The organism is Archangium sp. Cb G35 (genome assembly GCF_001896145.1).
Classification (GTDB): domain Bacteria; phylum Myxococcota; class Myxococcia; order Myxococcales; family Myxococcaceae; genus Archangium; species Archangium violaceum.
Map to the genome: position 1 here is coordinate 18959 of NZ_MPOI01000020.1, position 17909 is coordinate 36867.

The window sequence follows — 17909 nt, forward strand, 5'->3', positions numbered from 1 at the left end:
ATGACCCGGGCGGCAGGCACGGCCCGGGAGGACCCCGCCATGCCTCGAACGATGAAGTCCCTGTGTGCGCTCGCCGCGCTGGCCGCGCTCGTCCCCGCCGCCTCCCCCGCCGCGCGCAACGTCGGCGCCCCGCTGGCCGGCACCGTGGCGGCCACCACCTACTCCTCGAGCGGCGCGTACCACGGCGCCGTGGACATCGACGGCGGCACGTGCGGTACCACGCCCATCACCACGGGTGTCGCCGGCTCGCTGGCGTGGAACGTGGTCATCAACACCCCCAGCACCCTCTGCAACACGGCCATGACCGGCCCGCAGAACGTGGCGAGACACACCTTCGCCGACGGCTTCACCTTCCGCCTGATGGACTTCAACAAGACGGGCCAGACGTATGACCGCACGTGCGACCGCTGCAACATCGGCGCGGCCGGAGACAAGGGCATTCCCGCCAACTCCCTGCACCTGCAGCGCGACAAGTCCGGCACCAAGGACACCTCCTGGTACGCTGGCTACTCCACCGTGGGCGAGGCCCTCTCGCTGGGCGAGCTCGTGGGCGTGCTGGACTGAGCACCTCCTTCAAAGCCAGACATCCCACGGCCCGCCTGTTTTCTGGGATGGCGGCGCGGCCAACCCCTCTTCTGAGTGCTGTCCCCCCACGCGAGCCGGTCCCCCGGCTCGAAAGGAAACACGATGCGTAACACGATGAAGATGACCCTGGCCGCCGCGCTGGCGTCCCTGGCGCTCGTTCCCGCGGCCGTGACGGCCCACACCGTCAAGTCGCCCTTCCCCGGCACCATCACCGCCCTCACGTACTACCCGAGCGGCGGCTACCACGGCGCCATCGACGTCTCCAGCGGCCGCTGCAACTACTGGGGCGCCGAGACGGCCGTGGTGGGCTCGGTCCACTGGAACGTGACCATCAACACCTCCGGCGTCGTCTGCAACGGCAACGGCTACGAGAACGCCAACATGGCGGTGCACACCTGGGCGGACGGCTGGAAGTTCCACCAGAAGCACTTCATCAAGACCAGCGACTCGTATGACCGCACGTGCGACCGCTGCCAGGTGGGCAATGAAGGCGGCACCGGCCAGGCCACCGGCCCCCACGCCCACCTCATGCAGGAGAAGAACGGCACCAAGGACACCTCCTGGTACTCCGGCTACACCACCCGCGGTGAGGCCGTGACCCGCACCGAGACCCTCGGCGTCCTCGACTGAGCCTCGCACGGGTATTCCCGTGTAATTCTCGTTTTAATTTTTTTTGTGAGATGGCGGTGAAGTCCGGGGTCTCTCTAGAGATGGAACCCCCGACCGGGCCCACCGCCATGACTCCCACTTCTCCGCCGCCTCCCTCGTCTTCCCCTCCAGGCCCCTCCGGCCGGCGCAAGCCGCTGCTCGCCGCTGGAGCTGGCCTCGCCGCCCTGCTTGCCGGTGTGGCGCTGATCGGCCGCGGAGGAGAGGCGAAGGAAGGGCCGGGGGAGACGGGCCCCGCCGCCGCGCAGGCGTCCGCGAAGCAGGGCCCGGCCCGGAAGACGGGCGCCCCCGGCCCCACGGGTATGCCCTCGCTCCCGGGTGAGGAGGCCAAGGCCCCGCGCTTCGAGACCACCACCTGCTGGAAGGATTTGGAGCGCTTCAACCAGGGGGTGACGCTCCACAACTTCCGCCAGTGGGCCGAGCCCCTGCTCAACTCACGGGATGGGCTCGTCCGGGACTTCCTGAAGGAGCGCCTCACGGAGCTCATCGGGAAGGACCCGGCGAATGCACTCGAGGTGCTGAGCTGGTCGCTGGACGCCCAGGGCAGGCCTTTCGGGGTGTACCTGATGGCGGTGCGGGACTCCGAGGCCGTCCACCAGCCCCAGGTGGCCACGAAGCTCCTGGACATGGGCCTGGACAACGCCATTCCCTCCGAGCGGCGCGCCGGCATCCTCTCCGCGCTGGACACGCAGAAGCGGCTGGCGCCGGCGGCGCTGGACAAGCTCACCACCTTCGCCAACGACCCCGTGTCCGGCGAGGCCGGCTGGGCCGCGGCGCGCACCATCGCGCGCGTCATGAAGCGCGAGTTCAAGCAGAACGCGGACATCGGCTCCTACATGGACAAGCTGCTCACCATCGGCGCCCAGTCGCCCGACGAGCAGATCCGCTACCTGGGACAGATGATGCCCATGCACGCCGCGCCGCTGCTCGGCCCGGAGGAGACCGAGCGCTTCGCGAAGATTCTGGTCGGCGAGGGCAACGTGGACGGCCGCGACGCGGCGGCACACAACCTCTCGCTGTCCCACGACAAGGCGAAGGTGTTGGACCTGTTCTCCAAGACCTTCGAGACCGAGCAGTCGCTGTGCGTGAAGTGGGCCCTCTTCCGCTTCTCCGCTCGTACCGCCGGCAAGCGCGCCCTGCCCGTCATGGCGAACATGGCCACGATGGATCCGCGCTTCCAGGGCATCTACCAGGACTTCGAGCGCATCTACGCGAGCGGCGCCCTGGACTTCGTGCGGGTCTACAACAGCCTGCCCAACCAGGATCCCTTCAACTGCCTCGACCGCCACGAGTGAGCCCGGGAACGCCCATGACACGCACCACCTCCATCACTTCCCGCCCCCTCCTGCTCGCCCTCACGCTCTGCGCGCTGATGCCTCGCGCGGCCGCCGCCCAGGTGGTGGCCCCGGGCCCCGAGCTCCAGGGTGAGCACTGCTCGGTCGAGGGCCTGCTGGACTCCATCCGCCAGGGGCTCAAGTCGAACTCCGAGGCGTACAAGAAGTACATGCGGACGCTGCTGCGCGAGTCCGCCGTCACCCTGCCCGACAGCGAGCTCCGGGCCGCGTTCGAGCGGGAGACGGACCCGGTCATGTCCGAGCACCTCGCGGCCGCCCTGGTGGCGCGCACCGAGCGCGGGGCGGACCCCGAGGCCATCAAGGCCGTGGCCAGGCGGGCCATGGAGGAGCGAGATCCGGCCCTGCGCGCCGCCGCCGTGCGCTCCATGCGCCGCACCAGCGCCCTGGAGAGCACGGACGGCGCGTACGAGAAGCTGGTGCGCGACGCCTCCCCCGAGGTGCGCCAGGAAGTGGCCACCAACATCGTCGAGGACATCCAGCAGGTCTACGCGGGCTACCACGGCCCGGCCTCGGACGCCGCGGTGTCGGCCGCCACCGCCGCCACGGACCCCAAGGTCACGGCCAGGATTCTCGGCAACATGGACACGCAGATGATCAGCGCGGGCTCGGCCGGGAAGATTCAATCCCTGCTGCGCAGCGAGGACGCCGAGGTGCGCAAGGCGGCGGCCCTCGCACTGGGCGGAGTGCCCGCGGAGCAGATGGCCAGTGCCCGGCAGTCCGTGCTCGCCATGTTCCGCGATGAGCCGGATGCCGGGGTGCGCAAGGCCCTGCTGCAGAGCATCGCCCAGCTGGGCTTCATCGGAGCGATTCCCGAGCTGCAACGGCTGCGGAGCACCGACCCCAGCCTGGCCCCGGAGATCGACGCGTGGATTCGAGTCCTCAGCCTGGACCTTCAGGAGTGGAGCCTGATCCTGAGGGAGAAGCAGCGGATGCAACAGGTTCCGTAGACGTCCACCCCCCCTCACGAGGGCCGTGACACGGCTCGAGAGGAAGAAACGATGCGTAACACGATGAAGCTGTCCCTGGCGGCCCTGGCCTCCCTTGCATTCGTTCCCGCGGCCGTGACGGCGCACACCGTCAAGGCGCCGTACCCCAGCACGGTCACCACCACCACGTACTATTCGAGCGGCTCGTTCCACGGAGCGATCGACGTCTCCAGCGGCACCTGCAACTACTGGGGCGTGGAGACGGGCGTGGTGGGCTCGGTCTACTGGAACGTGACCATCAACACCACCACCCACTACTGCAACTCGGGCAACGGCAGCGGCAACCAGAACGAGGCGAAGCACACCTGGGCGGACGGTTGGGTCTTCCGCATCTGGCACTTCAACAAGACGGCCGCCTCGGTGGACAAGACGTGCGACCGCTGCCAGGTCGGCGACGAGGGCTCCACGGGTAACTCCACCGGCGCCCACACGCACATGCAGCAGACCAAGAGCGGCACCTACGACACCTCCTGGTACTCCGGCTACACCACCAAGGGCGAGGCCGTGGACCGCACCGAGACGCTCGGCGTCCTCGACTGATTCGAGCGGGCCGTGTCGAGCCCGGTACCGGGCCAGGGAGTGGAGCCGTCCGGTTCCGCTCCCGGCCCGTGGCACGAAAGGAAAACACCATGCATCACTCCCTGAAGCGTTCCCTCGCGGCGCTGGCGTCCCTGGCGCTCATTCCCACGGCCACGGCGACGACCCGGGTGGGCTCGCCCATCGACGGCACGGTGACGGCCACCACGTACTACTCGAGCGGCTCGTTCCACGGCTCGGTGGATATCGCCGGCCAGTGCGACGATCCCGTCCGCGCGCCCTTCCCGGGCTACTGGAACGTCACCATCCAGACCACCAGCACCGTCTGCACCGGCAGCGGCAGCGGCCTCGTGAACGAGGCGAAGCACGGCTTCGGGGACGGCCTGGTCTTCCGCATCCGGCACTTCATCAAGAACGACAAGTCGTACGACCGCACCTGCGAAGGCAACTGCGTCCTCGGCCTCGTCGGCGGTGTCCATAGCAATGGCCCCGGCGTCCACCTCCAGTTGGACAAGCACGGCACCCACGTCACCTCCTGGTATTCGGGCTACACCACCCGGGGCGAGTTCCTCAGCTTCGACGAGACGGTTGGCCACATCTGACCCATGAGGGACACGACCATGAAGAAGACCCTGGCGGCACTGGCTTCCCTGGCGCTCATTCCCACGGCGGCGGTCGCGCTCGATGTGGTGGCGCCCCACCCCGGTACGGTGACGGCCACCACGTACTATTCGAGCGGCGCGTTCCACGGCGCGGTGGACCTCAGCGGGAACTGCGGCGTGGACACGCTCGAGGCACCGATCTCCGGAGTCAGGACCTGGAATTTCACCATCCGGACCACCGGCATCGTCTGCAACGGCAACGGCAGCGGCAACCACAACGCCGTGACGACCCCCCTCTCGGATGGCCGGGTGCTCCGGCTCTGGCACTTCATCAAGACCGCCGCCTCGTACGACAAGACGTGTGACCGGTGCCAGCTCGGCGACGTCGGCGGGACCGGCGCCGTCACCGGTCCCAACACCCACATCCAGGTGGACAAGAACGGCACCAACATCACCTCGTGGTACTCGGGCTACACCGTCAAGGGCGAGTTCCTCTCCCGCGGTGAGGTGGTGGGCGTTCTCTAGGAATCACGCCTGGCTGGTTGCCCGGGAGACGAGGGGAGATGGAGCCCTCAGGTTATTTGGCCTCCATCGCCGCGCGCCCGCACTCCTTCATGGCCAGTGCTTGCAACTGCTCCCGGGACACCAAGTGGCGTACGAAGGTGGCGTCATCTCCCACCCAAAGCAAGTACTCGAACAGTGGCTCGGAGGAGTCGAACTGATTGAACAGATATTTTTCCCAGCAATAGGAATCGACGGTTTTTGGAAGAACCGCTTGAGATTTCCTCAGCAGATCCACCCTCGCATGAATGAGCGCTGCCGTCAGTTCATCCAGTGAACCTGCCTTGGACAGTCTCGGATGGGTGAGATCAACGCCTATTCCCAAGGCTTCGATCTGGGATTCCGTACTCATCGTCATCTCCGGCCACGCCCTGTCCACCCATTCAGGCCGCGTTGAATCGTCCTGAGGAACATTCTCTGAAATGGCTGGAATCTCCACATGCTGGGGCAGGCTCCTCACGCTCGGAATGTCTTCTAGGCCGCCGAAGTAATTTTTCTCAACGAGCACATACAAGCGCTGAGAATAGCCATCGCGACTCTTATCGACGAGTTTTGCATCTGCCGCCAAGGCACCCGCCCCCAAGGCAGAAGAATCCCTCAATAAATTCTTGAGCAAGACGTCTCCATCTGGACCCGTCCTACCCCTATACCAGCGCAGCGCGAGCATGCTTCGCAGTGCCTGGGCAACCCAGTGTCTTGCTCTGGACTCGAATCGCCAGGTCATCCTCTCGTCGTCGATGCTTGCCACGCCTCGGATGATGATTTGTTTGTCTCGCTGGAACAGCCCCGACCCCAGTGCCGCCCAGGGCTGGATGTCTGTGAGGACGGGCCACGCCCGGGTATCAACCACAAACGTATCCGGCGAATGTTCAGAATAGGTATTCAGGTGGAGAGGATCCGCCCCGTGGTTTGGGAAAAACCATACCTTTCCGCGCCTTGTCGAACCAATAGACCCCAGCGACGGCCTCATAATGTCCGGGCGATTCAGCAACCACGGCGGCAGGTCACCGAGAAAGAGGAAGCCCTTCGGTAGCTTGATCTGATGCTGCCGGGACTCCGGAGTGACGATGAGGTCCATGACCTTCCACTCCAACGTGAGATCCTCCCCCTGCGATGGGACGCCAGCCCGCGTGAGCTGGACAGTGACCGGGTGAGTCCCACACTCCAGCCCGTCGAAGGACACGCTGGGGTTGTTCAGGTCGGACACCGTGTGCCGTTTTCCGCCCACAGTGACGCTGACGCGCTTCAGTGTCGTCCGTGCCGCTTGTGGAATATCGAGAGCTACCGTAACAGGAGCCGGCGCCAAGACCGGCGCGACAATCTCCCACCCCCTGCCTCCACCTGCGAGCGTCGTCGCCCTGAGCACCTCGGATTGATTGCTCTCGATGCGTCCCTCCGGCGTCACCTGGAATATGAAGGACCAAGAAGAGCCGCACCATCCCATCACCTGGAGTTGATTCCGGCCTTCAACAGGCTGGAACACCCCCGCGTCCAACGGGCTTCCATTCAACCGGGCGCTCTGACCCTTTTGGAGGGAGAGAGTCACGGAGACGCTCTGTGGTCGGCATGAGGCGCGAATCTCCGAGCCCTCACGAATGTCTTCCGTGAACAAGTTGGTAACCCCTTCACTGACACAGCTAGCCAACAAGTCCCATCTACCTTTCGCCAGATAGTGTGTGGTTGTCCCCTTGAAATCGATCAACTCCTCGTACTGCAAGGCGCCATCATGGCCTCCATCTGAATAACGCCCGAGGAGCTTGCACGTTGTCGGAACTCCGTCCGGCAGGGTGCAGGTGAGCGAAACCCTGGCCAGAGCTTGGCTCCGGGCGATGAAGTATTGCCTCAATTCTGGATGGGTCGCTGGCCAATAGGTCATGGACGCCCCCTCGGCACGAGGCGTCCGCGAGGAAATCAACTCCTTGAGCGTCAGCTCGGCAGGAGGAAGATCGAAGAGCTGCAGGGTGAGGGTCTCGCGCTCGTCCCAGTGCGACGTATAGCGCGAGTTCTGGAAGACCTCGGATTCCTCGTGGAACTTCCCTGACACGCGATCGGTGAAGGCGATGAGATTCTGAGACAACTTCAATCCCGCCCGCTCCACCGTTATTTCGTTATTGATTGGCGAGAGGGTTCCAAGGAACTCGCGTTCGAGTATTGAGCGAATGCCGGCGTCGCGCGTGCTGCTGTCCGTCAGGGAATGCACAAGCACCAAATCGACTGAGTAGGATGACAACAATCTCCGCGCCACTCGCCTCCCCACCTCGGTGCGAAGCTGCTCTTCCGTTGCCACAACGACACTGAGAGCCGGTTGTGGCTCCCCAGGCTGCCTGTATAATAACACCTGCCTGTGGCCGGGAATGGGCGGCGCGCAGCGGAGCACCGTGAAGCCCAGGTTCCTGTAGGTCTTGCTATCGACGCAGCTCGCCTTTCCTTGGGCCTCGGACAACGTCACGTACAGGGATTGACCAAGCCGGAGCTCAGGCATCCTGCCCAGGTCTGACACGCCGCTTTCGGTCCGGACAAACAGGTGCCTGCCATCCGCGCCATCGCGCCAGCCCGCGTCCCGCAGCGATATAAGGGGAATAGCTTTGAGGACAATGGAGGGAGGCTGGTGCAGTGGCGGAAAGAGCAAGAAGATCGGCGCGAACGATAACATCACGGGATAAACAACTTTGAGCATCACGGTGGTGACAGGGGTCCATGGATCGGGATCCGCTCCCGCCATCGCCGAGAGGACCCAGGGTCGCATCCGCCAAGGGATGTCCTTGTCCGCAGGCCGGGGCAGGCGCCCCCCTTGCATGAAAGAGTGTACCCAGGCGTGCAGCCGCGAGCGCTGGAGCGAGCGCAGCGTCAGGGAGGCATCCATCAACCTCAGGTCCGCCTGCCGCCGCCGAACCTTGTCGTCCCGGCCCGCCTCCCGGTAGTCCAGGACCGCAAGCTGCCACTGAATCATCGCGAGCACAGCTTGGCGCTCCAGCTCGGCCAGTGACATTGATGGCTGGGGAGCGCCCAGCAGCATCGTCTCGTGGAACTCCAGCGCCCGGCGATACAGACGCGGCCAACGGACGGCCATCACCTCTTGGACGAGGAAGCGCGCCAGGGACTCGGAGAAGCCGAGCCGCTCGCCCATGCTCTGCACGCCCGGAAGCGCACGGAGCCGATCGAGTGAGAGGTGGCTCAAGAGGCCGAGGCTGACACGGATGCCAGGGTTCGCCTCACCGCCAGGGCCCTCGGCCCAGGCCCGCAGCTCGCGGCGGAGCCGGTGCGCGTACCAGCCCGGCATCGCTAGGGGTTGAGCGGCCAACGCGCACGCCCAGGGCAGTAACGGACCGAGCGCGGCCTCCAACCGCCGCGCCTCTGCGGGCGTGAATGCGTCCCCGGCCACGCCCGGATCGCGGGCCTCAACACGAGCGTGCAAGGAGACCACTGGCAATGGCTCCGCGCCCCCGTCCTCCGCTCCGTCCAACACACGCTGGAGCCGAGCCCAGCCATTAGCGTCTGCCGAGATGAGTGGGACTCGCTGGGAGATCCGGCTCGCCTCCGAGCCCCAAACGGCTGGATCACGTGGATCGATCCAGACCTTATGGGGGAAGTCCACGAGCCGTTGCAGCTCGGACTCCAATGCGGTGACATGCCGTGCGTCGCTGACGACGAGCAGCACTATCTCCTTCCAGGAGGCCTCCTCTAAAACGGACCCGGGCAGAGAGCCCCTCCAGCGGATCAGCTCCACGGGGAGGCCCCGCCGTTCCAGGCCGGATGCCAGTTCCACCTCCAGACGCCGCTCGCGCAGCACCTCGGTGCCCGTGTCGGCGAGCACCAAGATCTTCCGCAGCCGCCGCTCCCTGCGCTGAACAATGGTGGGAAAGCCGCCCCGCCGCGCTGTGGCCTTCACGCTGGCCATCGCATCCAGAGTAGGGCGCAGGAGAGGGCCGAGCGTCCAGGAAAGCGCGCTGGCGAGCCGGTCCAATTCCGCCTCGGTCAGGTGAGGCTCGGGGCCATTTCCAGTGGCCGGGTGTTGAGTCGTGAAGGGCATGTGGGCAGCCACATCCCCGGAGAGTTTGAAGTCCTTCCGCGGAGGCCACCGACCGCGATAGACCCAGGCAAACAGCGCCAGCAACACGAGCACATTCCCAATTAGAAAGAAGAGGATGTGGTAGAGCACTTGGTGCTCCAGCCTGTACTCGCCCCGAAGGAGGGCTTCACGGGGCACAGCGTCCCGAGCCCATTCGTCCAGGACCTCCTCCAATGGCGGGGGCTGCCCCTCCTTTTCGATGGGCTTCGGCCGCACCGTCACCCCGTTCGTCGGCGTAGTCTCCGTTACGGGATCGGTTTTACGGGAGCCGGGCCACACCTCCGTAGGGGAGCCGGGCCACACCTCCGTAGGGGAGCCGGGCCACACCTCCGTAGGGGAGCCGGGCCACACCTCCGTAGGGGAGCCGGGCCACACCTCCGTAGGGGAGCCGGGCCACACCTCCGCCGCCACCACGACCACCACGACCACCACGACCACCACGAAGACGAAGGCGAGCACGGCGCACGGAACGAGCCACGTGCTGGGCGAACGCGGGTTCCGAATCCGGTCCAGGAGACGGGTACCTCGCCCTTCCTTCTCTGGCGGTGTCCTCCGTGGCTCACCGCCCGCGCGCGCCGGTGGACGAGCCAGTTCCTGAAGGAGCGCCTCGAGGGACATGGGCCCGTTGAACTCCTGGGCCAACTGCTCGGGAGTGAGCGAGCCGAAGCAGTCGATGAAGGCCTGCTCGAAGGCCCTATCCTGCGCGCGCGAGGTGACGAGGCAGGCTCGGAGCGCCTCGCGCAGACGGAACATCGACCAGGGCCCGTCCAGCCGCAAGGCGGCCTCGGTCCGCAGGCGCTCGACCATGCCAGCAGGAGCGCGTTCGCTTTCGGGCAGCCGGGCCCAGCGCGCCTCCAGCACCCCGAAGAAGGACTTCAGGAGGGCGGGTTGCCCACTCCCCATTGCCGTGGGCTTCGAGCCGGACGGAGCAACCATGGCCTAGCCCCTCCGCTTCAACAATTCGCGCTCTTCCTCTTCCTTCAGCAGGGCTTCGAGGTGGGGCAACTCCTCCAGTGCAGAATGGAGCTGCGCTTCCTCCACGCCGAACACGTGAAGCGTCCGCAGCCAGACCAGCGCTTCGGCCGTGCTCGGACGCTTTCGGACCACCACCTCGCGCACCTCCATGAAGCGCTTCAGCGCCAGCTCGACGAAGCTCTGGCTGGGCGAGCCCAACTCCTCGGCTCGCGCCGCCACCGCGCGCGCCAGCAACCTGGGGGTGAAGGGAATATGGCAGTGCAGGCAGCGGCGCAGGAACGCGGCGGGAAGCTTGTGCTCCTCATTGCTGGTGATGATGACCACCGGCCGCAGGTCCCACTTGTCCGATGGCAGCCGCTGGTGCTCGCCCGTCTCCAGGACAGTCCACTGGTACTCATCCAACGCCTGGAGCAGATCATTGGGGAAGTCACGAGGGGCTTTGTCGATCTCGTCGATGAGCACCACACGGGGCCGATCCGATTCGATGGCCTTCCAGAGGACGCCCTTCTCGCGGAAGTCCCTGGGGTCGAGCCCCGTGCCCACCTCCCCGCGGCCCGCGTGGAAGTAGCGCACCGCATCGAACTGATAGAGCACATCATTGGCCTGCGCGGTGGACTTCACCTGGAAGCGCAATACTGGGCCACAGTCCAGCTTCTCGGCGAGGTAGTAGGCCAGTTGTGTCTTGCCCGTCCCCGGCTCGCCCGTCACCAGCAGGGGCTCGCCCAGCGCGAGCGCCGTGTTCACCGCTACGCGCACAGAGTCATCGAGCTGATAGAAGCGCGCGCCCTGCTCCAGGTCCCGCGCGGAGGAGCGCGCCCCGCGCCCCTTGAACCAATCGGGAGCGACCGCGAGCCCGGTCTTGTTGGGCAATACCTCGTTCATCACTGTGTCTCCTTCTTCTGCCGCCTGCGCCAAGCATCGCGCACGGCGGACCAGTCGTAATCCAGGTGCTCCAGCTCACGGATGACTTCCTCGTACACCCCCTTCGTCCGCTCCATGATCTCCAGAGCCACCGCCTTCACGTCGTCCGGGTGGGTGAGCTTGTGGGGCATCTTGTTCTCCAGGAAGTCGGCCACATCGCCCTCCTCGACGTTGCCCAGGGAATGAAGGGATATGAGTCGGGTGCCTGGCGACAGGTTGAAGCGCACATCCTTCAGCACGCCCAGGAGTGACGCCACCCAGTCCGCACCGGCGGGCGTGGTGATCGCCAGTGACAGGAGCAGGATGGAATGAGCGGGCCGGGCCGGGGCGAAGGTCCGGCTCCACCATTGGAGATAGCTCTGGAGGACCACGGCATCCAACCGCGCCGGGTACAGGCTGGCGCTGAGCACGCCGTGATGCATGTAGAGCACCGGGGTGAAGCCCTGGTTGCTCCGCTCGGGCAGCCGCTGATCGAGCGAGGCGTTCACCTCGCGTGGCTCCAGCAGCGACTGCACCCCGAGCGCGGCCATGTAGGCGCCGGCGAAGTCGTCGTCCCGGGGAGAGCTGGCATGGAACCACTCCAGGAACAGCTCCTTGTGCACGAGCAATTGCTCGTTGAAAGCCTTGAAGAAGCGTCCATGAAGGCGCTCTATGCCGGCGGAGGTCGGCCCATGCCACACCAGCAAGAGGCAACCGCCTCCCCGCTTCTGCAGCTTCCGGATCTCCTCCAAGACGTGGCCCACCTGGGAGGTGCGATCCAGCTCGACCTCCCAGCCATCATCCCAGCTGGGCTTGCCGCCCTCCCATAGCGGAGGATGCTCCCCACTGATGCAAAGGGGGGCACATGCGGAAGCACGCTCACGAGCGAGCCGGTTGCAGGTTCGCGCGGCGGTACCACCATCCTGGACCAGACGGCTCACGAATTGGCGAGCCCCCGCGCCCGTGCCCTGGTCGCCATCATCCTTGGAGTCGGGCACCACCACCAAGCACGGTACGCGCGCGGCCAGCCACCCCAGCCATCCCGAGAAGCGCAGGGCATGGACGCCGGGCCCGCCCAGCACGAGGATCTGGGGTGGACCGCGCTGCAACGCCTGCTCAAGAGCCTGCGCGGGAAGGGTGTACTCCGCCAACGACAGGGACGTCTTCGTCTGGGATGGGGCACTCACGGGGAAATAGGCGAGGTCCATCCGGTTGCCCAGCAAGTGGAGCAGCTCCTGCTCCGTTTCCGCGTAGTGAAAGCGCGCGTTGTCCAATATGGGGGACTCATGGAATGCCATCCATGCCCCGGACTCGGGCGTAGCGGCTTTCGACTCCAGCGGCGGCAGCGCGATCAACAACGCAGGCCGCTTCACGAGGTGACGTTCGCGAACCGAGGATGGGTGCTTGCACCGGACCACCACCTCCCGGTCGATGAGCCGCTGCTCGTCCTCACGCAGTATGTTCCAAGGCAACGAAAGCACGTCGTCATCATCGCTGACGATCACCAGCTCATCCCTCACTGGTGAGGAAAGCCCGAGCTGGGACCACAAGTGCGCGCCCACCGCGCGCAGGCGCGCCTCATGCTCCTCGTGCGCCATGGGGTCGGACTCCAGCAGCGTCGCGAGCATGGCCTGCCCGGAGCCGCAATCCACCATGGCCGAGGGATGCAGGCCTCGCACCAATCGCTGCTGGCCCCCGTGGGAGACACGGTGATAGCCCACGTTGATGCAGTGGATGGTGATCTCGGTGGCCATGCGCATCCCCCAGCGGGCTCAAGCCCGCAGCAGGTCGAACTCCTGCACCAGTTCCCGCACTAGTCCGGGCTGCTGCTGGTTCAGCGCCCAGAGGAGGGCATGCCAATCCCCCTGCCTGGCACTCTCCAGGAGGAGCTTCGGCGGCGGCGGATTCAAGCCCTTCGCGCGATCGAGGAACTCCGCCTGACGCTCGGGAGCGCTGGCGCAGAGGGCCTTCAAGTTCTCCGCGAGCTTTTGGATGACGGACGCATTGAGCTTCTCGGGAGGACGCGGCGGAACATGCGGGGTCCGCAGGACGGGCCCCAGCAGGTGTTCCGCATACTCCATGCGAGGCGGCACGCTGTTGCGATCCAGCTTGAAGTCATTCTCGGCCGCCACGTAGGTCCAGGGCCACACCCTCAAGCGCAGTGCGTCTTCGCCCTGCGCGAGAATCACCGCTCCGAAGCTGAAACCGAAAGCAACGGCGCCTCCTCCATCGCTCGCATGGACGGAACCGGCGACGATGCGCACGGACTCGCCGCCGTGGCCGGAGCGCAGCAACACGTTGTCCGCCTCATGGACATGCCCGTATAGGTGCACATGCGCACGATTGGAGATGCGCCGGGCATTGTCCGCATCCTTCATGTACCCGGGGGGATGGTGCGATAGCGCGAGCACCAGCTGACGGGCCCGGTCCGTGGTGTTGAGCTTCTGGAGTTGCCGACTCCCCAGTTGGAGCCGCCCCTCATCTCTTTCATCATTGGCCAGGATCGCCGTATTCAAGCCGACCAGCACCACTTGAAGCCCGTGCTGCTCTCGGGTATGGCTCCAATCTAGATGGCCCTTCGACAGGGCGGCCTCGGAAGGGGCGGCGTCCGGCGCGAACCCGCGAGCGAATTCCAGGAAGTGCCTCATCCGGGAGAGCAGCGGTTCCCGCGAGGAGTCCTGGGTGAAAGCGTTGTCGAGCCGCACCCTGCCTTTGCGGATCTTCTCCACCTGGGCCTTCAACTCCCCCGTTGCACGCTGGATGTCATGGTTGCCGGGAACGAGGAATACCTCGCGGGAGGTCAGCCCCAAGGCTTCAGCCACCCGCTCCAGCCACTCTCCTGCCTCCTCGTACTCGGTCTCCTTCAGCGCCGCGCCGCTAAAGGCGATGTCCCCCGTCACCAGGATGACGTCCGGCCGTGGCATGCCCTCCTCAATGGCTCGCGGAAGGGACCTCACGAGGTCTCCCATGATGAGCGACTTGTCGGCTTGCGTCGCCGAACCCGGCTCACCGAAATGGAGATCCGACAAGTGCAGCCAGGAGAAAAGCGTCTCGTCCATGCGTTCTGATTGGGCCCAGGGTGAGAGGACCGCCATTCTACTCTGGCCCTGAATCGTTTGTGCGTGCCGGGCTCTGATTCCACGCGAATGCATACTGCCTCGTACACTGCGATCCGTGCCCATTGGCGACAGCCCAGTGGTACGCAGGGAGGCAGCAAGCCGGCCGGCACAACCCGGGTACTCCCGGCCCCCTCACCCCGTCCCTCTCCCGGAGGGCGAGGGGAAATCGAGCTTGGCTGGTTGCCCGGGAGACGAGGGGAGATGGGCCCGCGGTACAGGGGCGCTCCCCCTCGCTTCCCGGCCCCTGAAGTCCCACCTTGCTTTCGGAGTCACGTCTGCTCCGGAGGCATGTCTTGGGACTCTTCGATCTGTTCTCCCGCTGGCCACTCCTGCGTCAGCTCCGGAACAAGGACGCCACCGCGCTCGGTGAGACGGCCATGTCCACGCGCAGCCAGCAGCTCGCGCCGCGCACCGTCCAGGCCGACAAGACCGTCCGCTCCATCTGCCCCTACTGCGCCGTGGGCTGTGGCCAGAAGGTCTACGTCAAGGACGGCAGGATTCTCGACATCGAGGGCGATGAGGACTCGCCCATCTCCCGTGGCCGGCTCTGCCCCAAGGGCGCCGCCACCTTCCAGCTCGTCACCGGCAGCCACCGTGTAACGGATGTCCTCTACCGGCGCCCCCGCTCCATGCAGTGGGAACGCATTCCCCTGCACAAGGCGCTCGACATGATCGCCGAGCGCGTGAAGCAGGCGCGTGACTCCACCTGGGAGTCGACCAACGACAAGGGGGAGACGCTCAACCGCACCCTGGGGATTGCCCACCTGGGCGGTGCCACGCTCGACAACGAGGAGAACTACCTCATCAAGAAGCTCTTCACCGGCGGGCTCGGCATCGTCCAGGTGGAGAACCAGGCCCGAATATGACACTCGTCCACGGTGCCCGGTCTGGGCATCTCGTTCGGCCGGGGCGGTGCCACCACGTTCCAGCAGGATCTGGCGAACGCGGACTGCATCGTCATCATGGGCAGCAACATGGCCGAGTGTCACCCGGTGGGCTTCCAGTGGGTGATGGAGGCCCGTGAGCGCGGCGCCACGCTCATCCATGTGGATCCGCGCTTCACGCGCACCAGCGCCATGGCGGACACGTACGTGCCGCTGCGCGCGGGCTCGGACATCGCGTTCCTGGGCGGCCTCATCCACTACATCCTGGAGAACGAGCGCTACTTCCACGACTACGTCGTCCACTACACCAACGCGCCCGCCATCCTCCGCGAGGACTTCCAGGACACCGAGGACCTCGGCGGGCTCTTCAGCGGCTATGACCCGGAGACGGGCAAGTACGGGCCGCACACCTGGCAGTACGAGGGCATGGATGGCGTCGTGCCCGCCGCGGGCCACAAGGAGGTCTTCGCCGAGCCGGGCGCCGGTGGTCACGGCAAGGTGCGCGGCAAACACATCACCGAGGTGCCCCGGGACAAGACGCTCCAGCACCCGCGCTGTGTCTTCCAGGTGCTCAAGCGCCACTACGCGCGCTACACGCCGGACGTCGTCTCGCGCATCTGCGGCGTGCCGAAGGAGCTGTTCCTGAAGGTGGCGAAGACGCTCTGCGACAACTCGGGGCGCGAGCGCACCAGCGCCTTCTGCTACGCGGTGGGCTGGACGCAACACTCGGTGGGCGTGCAGTACATCCGCGCCGCCGCCATCGTCCAGTTGCTGCTCGGCAACATCGGCCGGCCCGGCGGCGGCATCATGGCCCTGCGCGGCCACGCCTCCATCCAGGGCTCCAGCGACATCCCCACTCTCTACAACCTGCTGCCCGGCTACATCCCCATGCCGCACGCGCCGGATGCGCAGCGGCTCGGCCAGTACATCCACAACAACGAGTCCGCCAGCGGCTGGTGGAGCCAGTTCCCCAAGTACATCGTCTCGCTCCTCAAGGCGTACTACGGCGGCGCCGCGACGAAGAAGAACGAGTGGGGCTTCCACTGGATACCGAAGCTCACGGGTGATCACTCGCACATGTCGACGGTGGCCAACATGGCCGACGGCCAGGTGAAGGGCTACTTCGTCATGGGCGAGAACCCCGTGGTGGGCTCGATGAACGGCGCCCTCCAGCGCAAGGGATTGCAGAAGCTGGAGTGGCTGGTGGTGAGCGACCTCACCCTCACCGAGACGGCTGAGTTCTGGCGCTCCGCTCCCGAGGTGCTCCGCGGCGGCGTGCGCCCCCAGGACATTCAAACCGAGGTCTTCTTCATCCCGGCCGCCGCGCACACGGAGAAGGACGGCACCTTCACCAACACCCAGCGCCTGCTGCAATGGCACCACAAGGCCGTGGAGGCTCCCGGCGAAGCGCGCAGTGACTTGTCCTTCATCTACGAGCTCGGGCGGCGGCTCAAGAAGCTCTACGCGGACTCGAGGGAGGAGAAGGACCGGGCCATCCAGGCCCTGACGTGGGACTACCCGGCGAAGGGCCCGCGCGAGGAGCCCGATGCCGAGGCCGTGCTGAGGGAGATCAACGGCTGCACCGTATCGGACGGCAAGCGGGTGTCTGGCTTCACGGAGCTGAAGGACGATGGCTCCACGGCATGCGGCTGCTGGCTGTACTCGGGGTGCTACGCGGGCGAGGTGAACCAGACGGCGCGCCGCAAGCCGGGCCACGAGCAGACGTGGGTGGCTTCCGAGTGGGGTTGGGCGTGGCCGGCCAACCGGCGCATCCTCTACAACCGGGCCTCGGCGGACCTCGAGGGCCGGCCCTGGAGCGAGCGCAAGAAGTACGTCTGGTGGGACGCGCGACAGGGCAGGTGGACGGGCGAGGACGTGCCGGACTTCATCGCGGACCGTCCGCCCTCGTACCGGGCGGACAAGGGCGACCGGGGACTGGATGTCATCTCCGGGGATGATCCGTTCCTCATGCAGGCGGACGGGAAGGGCTGGCTGTTCGCACCGAGCGGGATGATGGACGGCCCGCTGCCCACGCACTACGAGCCGCTGGAGTCACCGGTCCCCAACTTCCTCTACGAGCAGCAGTGCAACCCGGCGCGGCACGAGTGGCGGCGCAAGGACAATCCCATGCACCGGGCGTGGGGAGATCCACGCTACCCGTACGTGGTCACCACGTACCGGCTCACCGAGCACCACACGGCGGGCGGCATGTCGCGCTGGCTGTCCTGGCTGAGCGAGTTGCAGCCGGAGATGTTCGTCGAGGTGTCTCCGGAGCTGGCCGAGGAAGCCGAGCTGGAGAACGGAGGGTGGTGCACGGTGTACACGGCACGCGGGGAAATCGAATGCCGGGTGCTGGTGACGGAGCGCATGCGGCCGCTGCAGCTCGGCGGCAAGCGGGTGCACCAGGTGGGCCTGCCGTACCACTGGGGCTACACGGGACGTGTGCACGGTGACAGCACGAATGACCTGATTGGCTTCACGGCGGACCCGAACGTCTCCATCCAGGAGTCCAAGGCCTTCACGTGCAACATCCTGCCCGGGAAGAGGAGCCACGACCGGCGCGCGGCGTTCGGCTGGGAGCCCTGGCCGCTGCCCCCGGGCGTGGTGGAAGTGCCGAGGGACCTGGAGGGCGTCGGCCCGCCCGAGCAACCGCCGCAGGACAAGGAGTAA

The 17909-nt window shown here is 66.2% G+C and carries 13 protein-coding genes; 9 read left to right on the plus strand and 4 right to left on the minus strand.

The genetic code is table 11. From position 1 onward, the window contains the following. Positions 1 to 39: 39 nt before the first annotated feature. The 7 genes from BO221_RS54475 to BO221_RS45900 all read left to right on the plus strand — a co-directional run bounded on the left by BO221_RS54475 (position 40) and on the right by BO221_RS45900 (position 5256). Positions 40 to 564 carry a hypothetical protein gene (locus tag BO221_RS54475; RefSeq protein ID WP_073567265.1) on the plus strand — a complete coding sequence of 175 codons (525 nt, stop codon included), beginning with the start codon at positions 40 to 42 and terminating at the stop codon, positions 562 to 564. 123 nt (positions 565 to 687) lie between these two features. After that, complete coding sequence (locus BO221_RS45875) at positions 688 to 1215, plus strand: hypothetical protein (RefSeq protein WP_073567266.1); 528 nt, start codon at positions 688 to 690, stop codon at positions 1213 to 1215. A gap of 107 nt (positions 1216 to 1322) precedes the next feature. Beyond that, positions 1323 to 2546, plus strand: coding sequence for a hypothetical protein (locus BO221_RS45880; protein WP_233166562.1), 1224 nt, complete (start codon positions 1323 to 1325; stop codon positions 2544 to 2546). Between the two features lie 14 nt (positions 2547 to 2560). Next, the gene (locus tag BO221_RS45885) at positions 2561 to 3553 is read left to right on the plus strand and encodes a HEAT repeat domain-containing protein (RefSeq protein ID WP_073567268.1); all 993 of its coding nucleotides are present in this window, start codon (positions 2561 to 2563) and stop codon (positions 3551 to 3553) included. 51 nt (positions 3554 to 3604) lie between these two features. Next, on the plus strand, positions 3605 to 4132 hold the full coding sequence (locus BO221_RS45890) for a hypothetical protein (RefSeq protein ID WP_073567269.1): 528 nt from the start codon (positions 3605 to 3607) through the stop codon (positions 4130 to 4132). A gap of 89 nt (positions 4133 to 4221) precedes the next feature. Beyond that, positions 4222 to 4731: a hypothetical protein gene (locus tag BO221_RS45895; RefSeq protein WP_073567270.1), complete on the plus strand. Its 510-nt coding sequence runs from the start codon at positions 4222 to 4224 to the stop codon at positions 4729 to 4731. Positions 4732 to 4749: 18 nt separating this feature from the next. Beyond that, positions 4750 to 5256: a hypothetical protein gene (locus BO221_RS45900; protein WP_233166563.1), complete on the plus strand. Its 507-nt coding sequence runs from the start codon at positions 4750 to 4752 to the stop codon at positions 5254 to 5256. 52 nt (positions 5257 to 5308) lie between these two features. Here BO221_RS45900 and BO221_RS45905 read toward each other — a convergent pair whose 3' ends face one another. Continuing rightward, entirely contained in the window at positions 5309 to 9451 is a 4143-nt protein-coding gene (locus tag BO221_RS45905; RefSeq protein WP_143196070.1) for a hypothetical protein, read from the minus strand. Between the two features lie 526 nt (positions 9452 to 9977). Here BO221_RS45905 and BO221_RS45915 point away from each other — a divergent pair. Further along, on the plus strand, positions 9978 to 10304 hold the full coding sequence (locus BO221_RS45915; RefSeq protein WP_073567274.1) for a hypothetical protein: 327 nt from the start codon (positions 9978 to 9980) through the stop codon (positions 10302 to 10304). Here the strand turns inward: BO221_RS45915 and BO221_RS45920 are convergent. Genes BO221_RS45920 through BO221_RS45930 form a run of 3 tightly spaced genes read right to left on the minus strand, consistent with a single transcriptional unit; the run spans position 10301 to position 14295 of the window. Beyond that, entirely contained in the window at positions 10301 to 11218 is a 918-nt protein-coding gene (locus BO221_RS45920; RefSeq protein ID WP_083682483.1) for a MoxR family ATPase, read from the minus strand. The genes BO221_RS45915 and BO221_RS45920 overlap by 4 nt on opposite strands. After that, a complete protein-coding gene (locus BO221_RS45925; protein ID WP_143196071.1) occupies positions 11218 to 12990 on the minus strand; it encodes a hypothetical protein in 1773 nt (590 codons plus the stop codon). The genes BO221_RS45920 and BO221_RS45925 overlap by 1 nt, the downstream gene beginning before the upstream one ends. A gap of 18 nt (positions 12991 to 13008) precedes the next feature. Then, entirely contained in the window at positions 13009 to 14295 is a 1287-nt protein-coding gene (locus tag BO221_RS45930; RefSeq protein WP_073567276.1) for a metallophosphoesterase, read from the minus strand. Between the two features lie 353 nt (positions 14296 to 14648). Between BO221_RS45930 and fdh the strand changes: the two genes are divergently transcribed. After that, on the plus strand, positions 14649 to 17909 hold the full coding sequence (gene fdh / locus BO221_RS45940) for a formate dehydrogenase (protein WP_369866141.1): 3261 nt from the start codon (positions 14649 to 14651) through the stop codon (positions 17907 to 17909).

Coding starts and splice junctions, on each gene's coding strand:
- BO221_RS54475 (WP_073567265.1), top strand. CDS start 40: ATGCCTCGAACGATGAAGTCCCTGTGTGCGCTCGCCGCGCTGGCCGCG.
- BO221_RS45930 (WP_073567276.1), bottom strand. CDS start 14,295: ATGGACGAGACGCTTTTCTCCTGGCTGCACTTGTCGGATCTCCATTTC.
- BO221_RS45915 (WP_073567274.1), top strand. CDS start 9,978: ATGGGCCCGTTGAACTCCTGGGCCAACTGCTCGGGAGTGAGCGAGCCG.
- BO221_RS45895 (WP_073567270.1), top strand. CDS start 4,222: ATGCATCACTCCCTGAAGCGTTCCCTCGCGGCGCTGGCGTCCCTGGCG.
- BO221_RS45875 (WP_073567266.1), top strand. CDS start 688: ATGCGTAACACGATGAAGATGACCCTGGCCGCCGCGCTGGCGTCCCTG.
- BO221_RS45925 (WP_143196071.1), bottom strand. CDS start 12,990: ATGGCCACCGAGATCACCATCCACTGCATCAACGTGGGCTATCACCGT.
- BO221_RS45885 (WP_073567268.1), top strand. CDS start 2,561: ATGACACGCACCACCTCCATCACTTCCCGCCCCCTCCTGCTCGCCCTC.
- BO221_RS45880 (WP_233166562.1), top strand. CDS start 1,323: ATGACTCCCACTTCTCCGCCGCCTCCCTCGTCTTCCCCTCCAGGCCCC.
- BO221_RS45900 (WP_233166563.1), top strand. CDS start 4,750: ATGAAGAAGACCCTGGCGGCACTGGCTTCCCTGGCGCTCATTCCCACG.
- BO221_RS45920 (WP_083682483.1), bottom strand. CDS start 11,218: ATGAACGAGGTATTGCCCAACAAGACCGGGCTCGCGGTCGCTCCCGAT.
- BO221_RS45890 (WP_073567269.1), top strand. CDS start 3,605: ATGCGTAACACGATGAAGCTGTCCCTGGCGGCCCTGGCCTCCCTTGCA.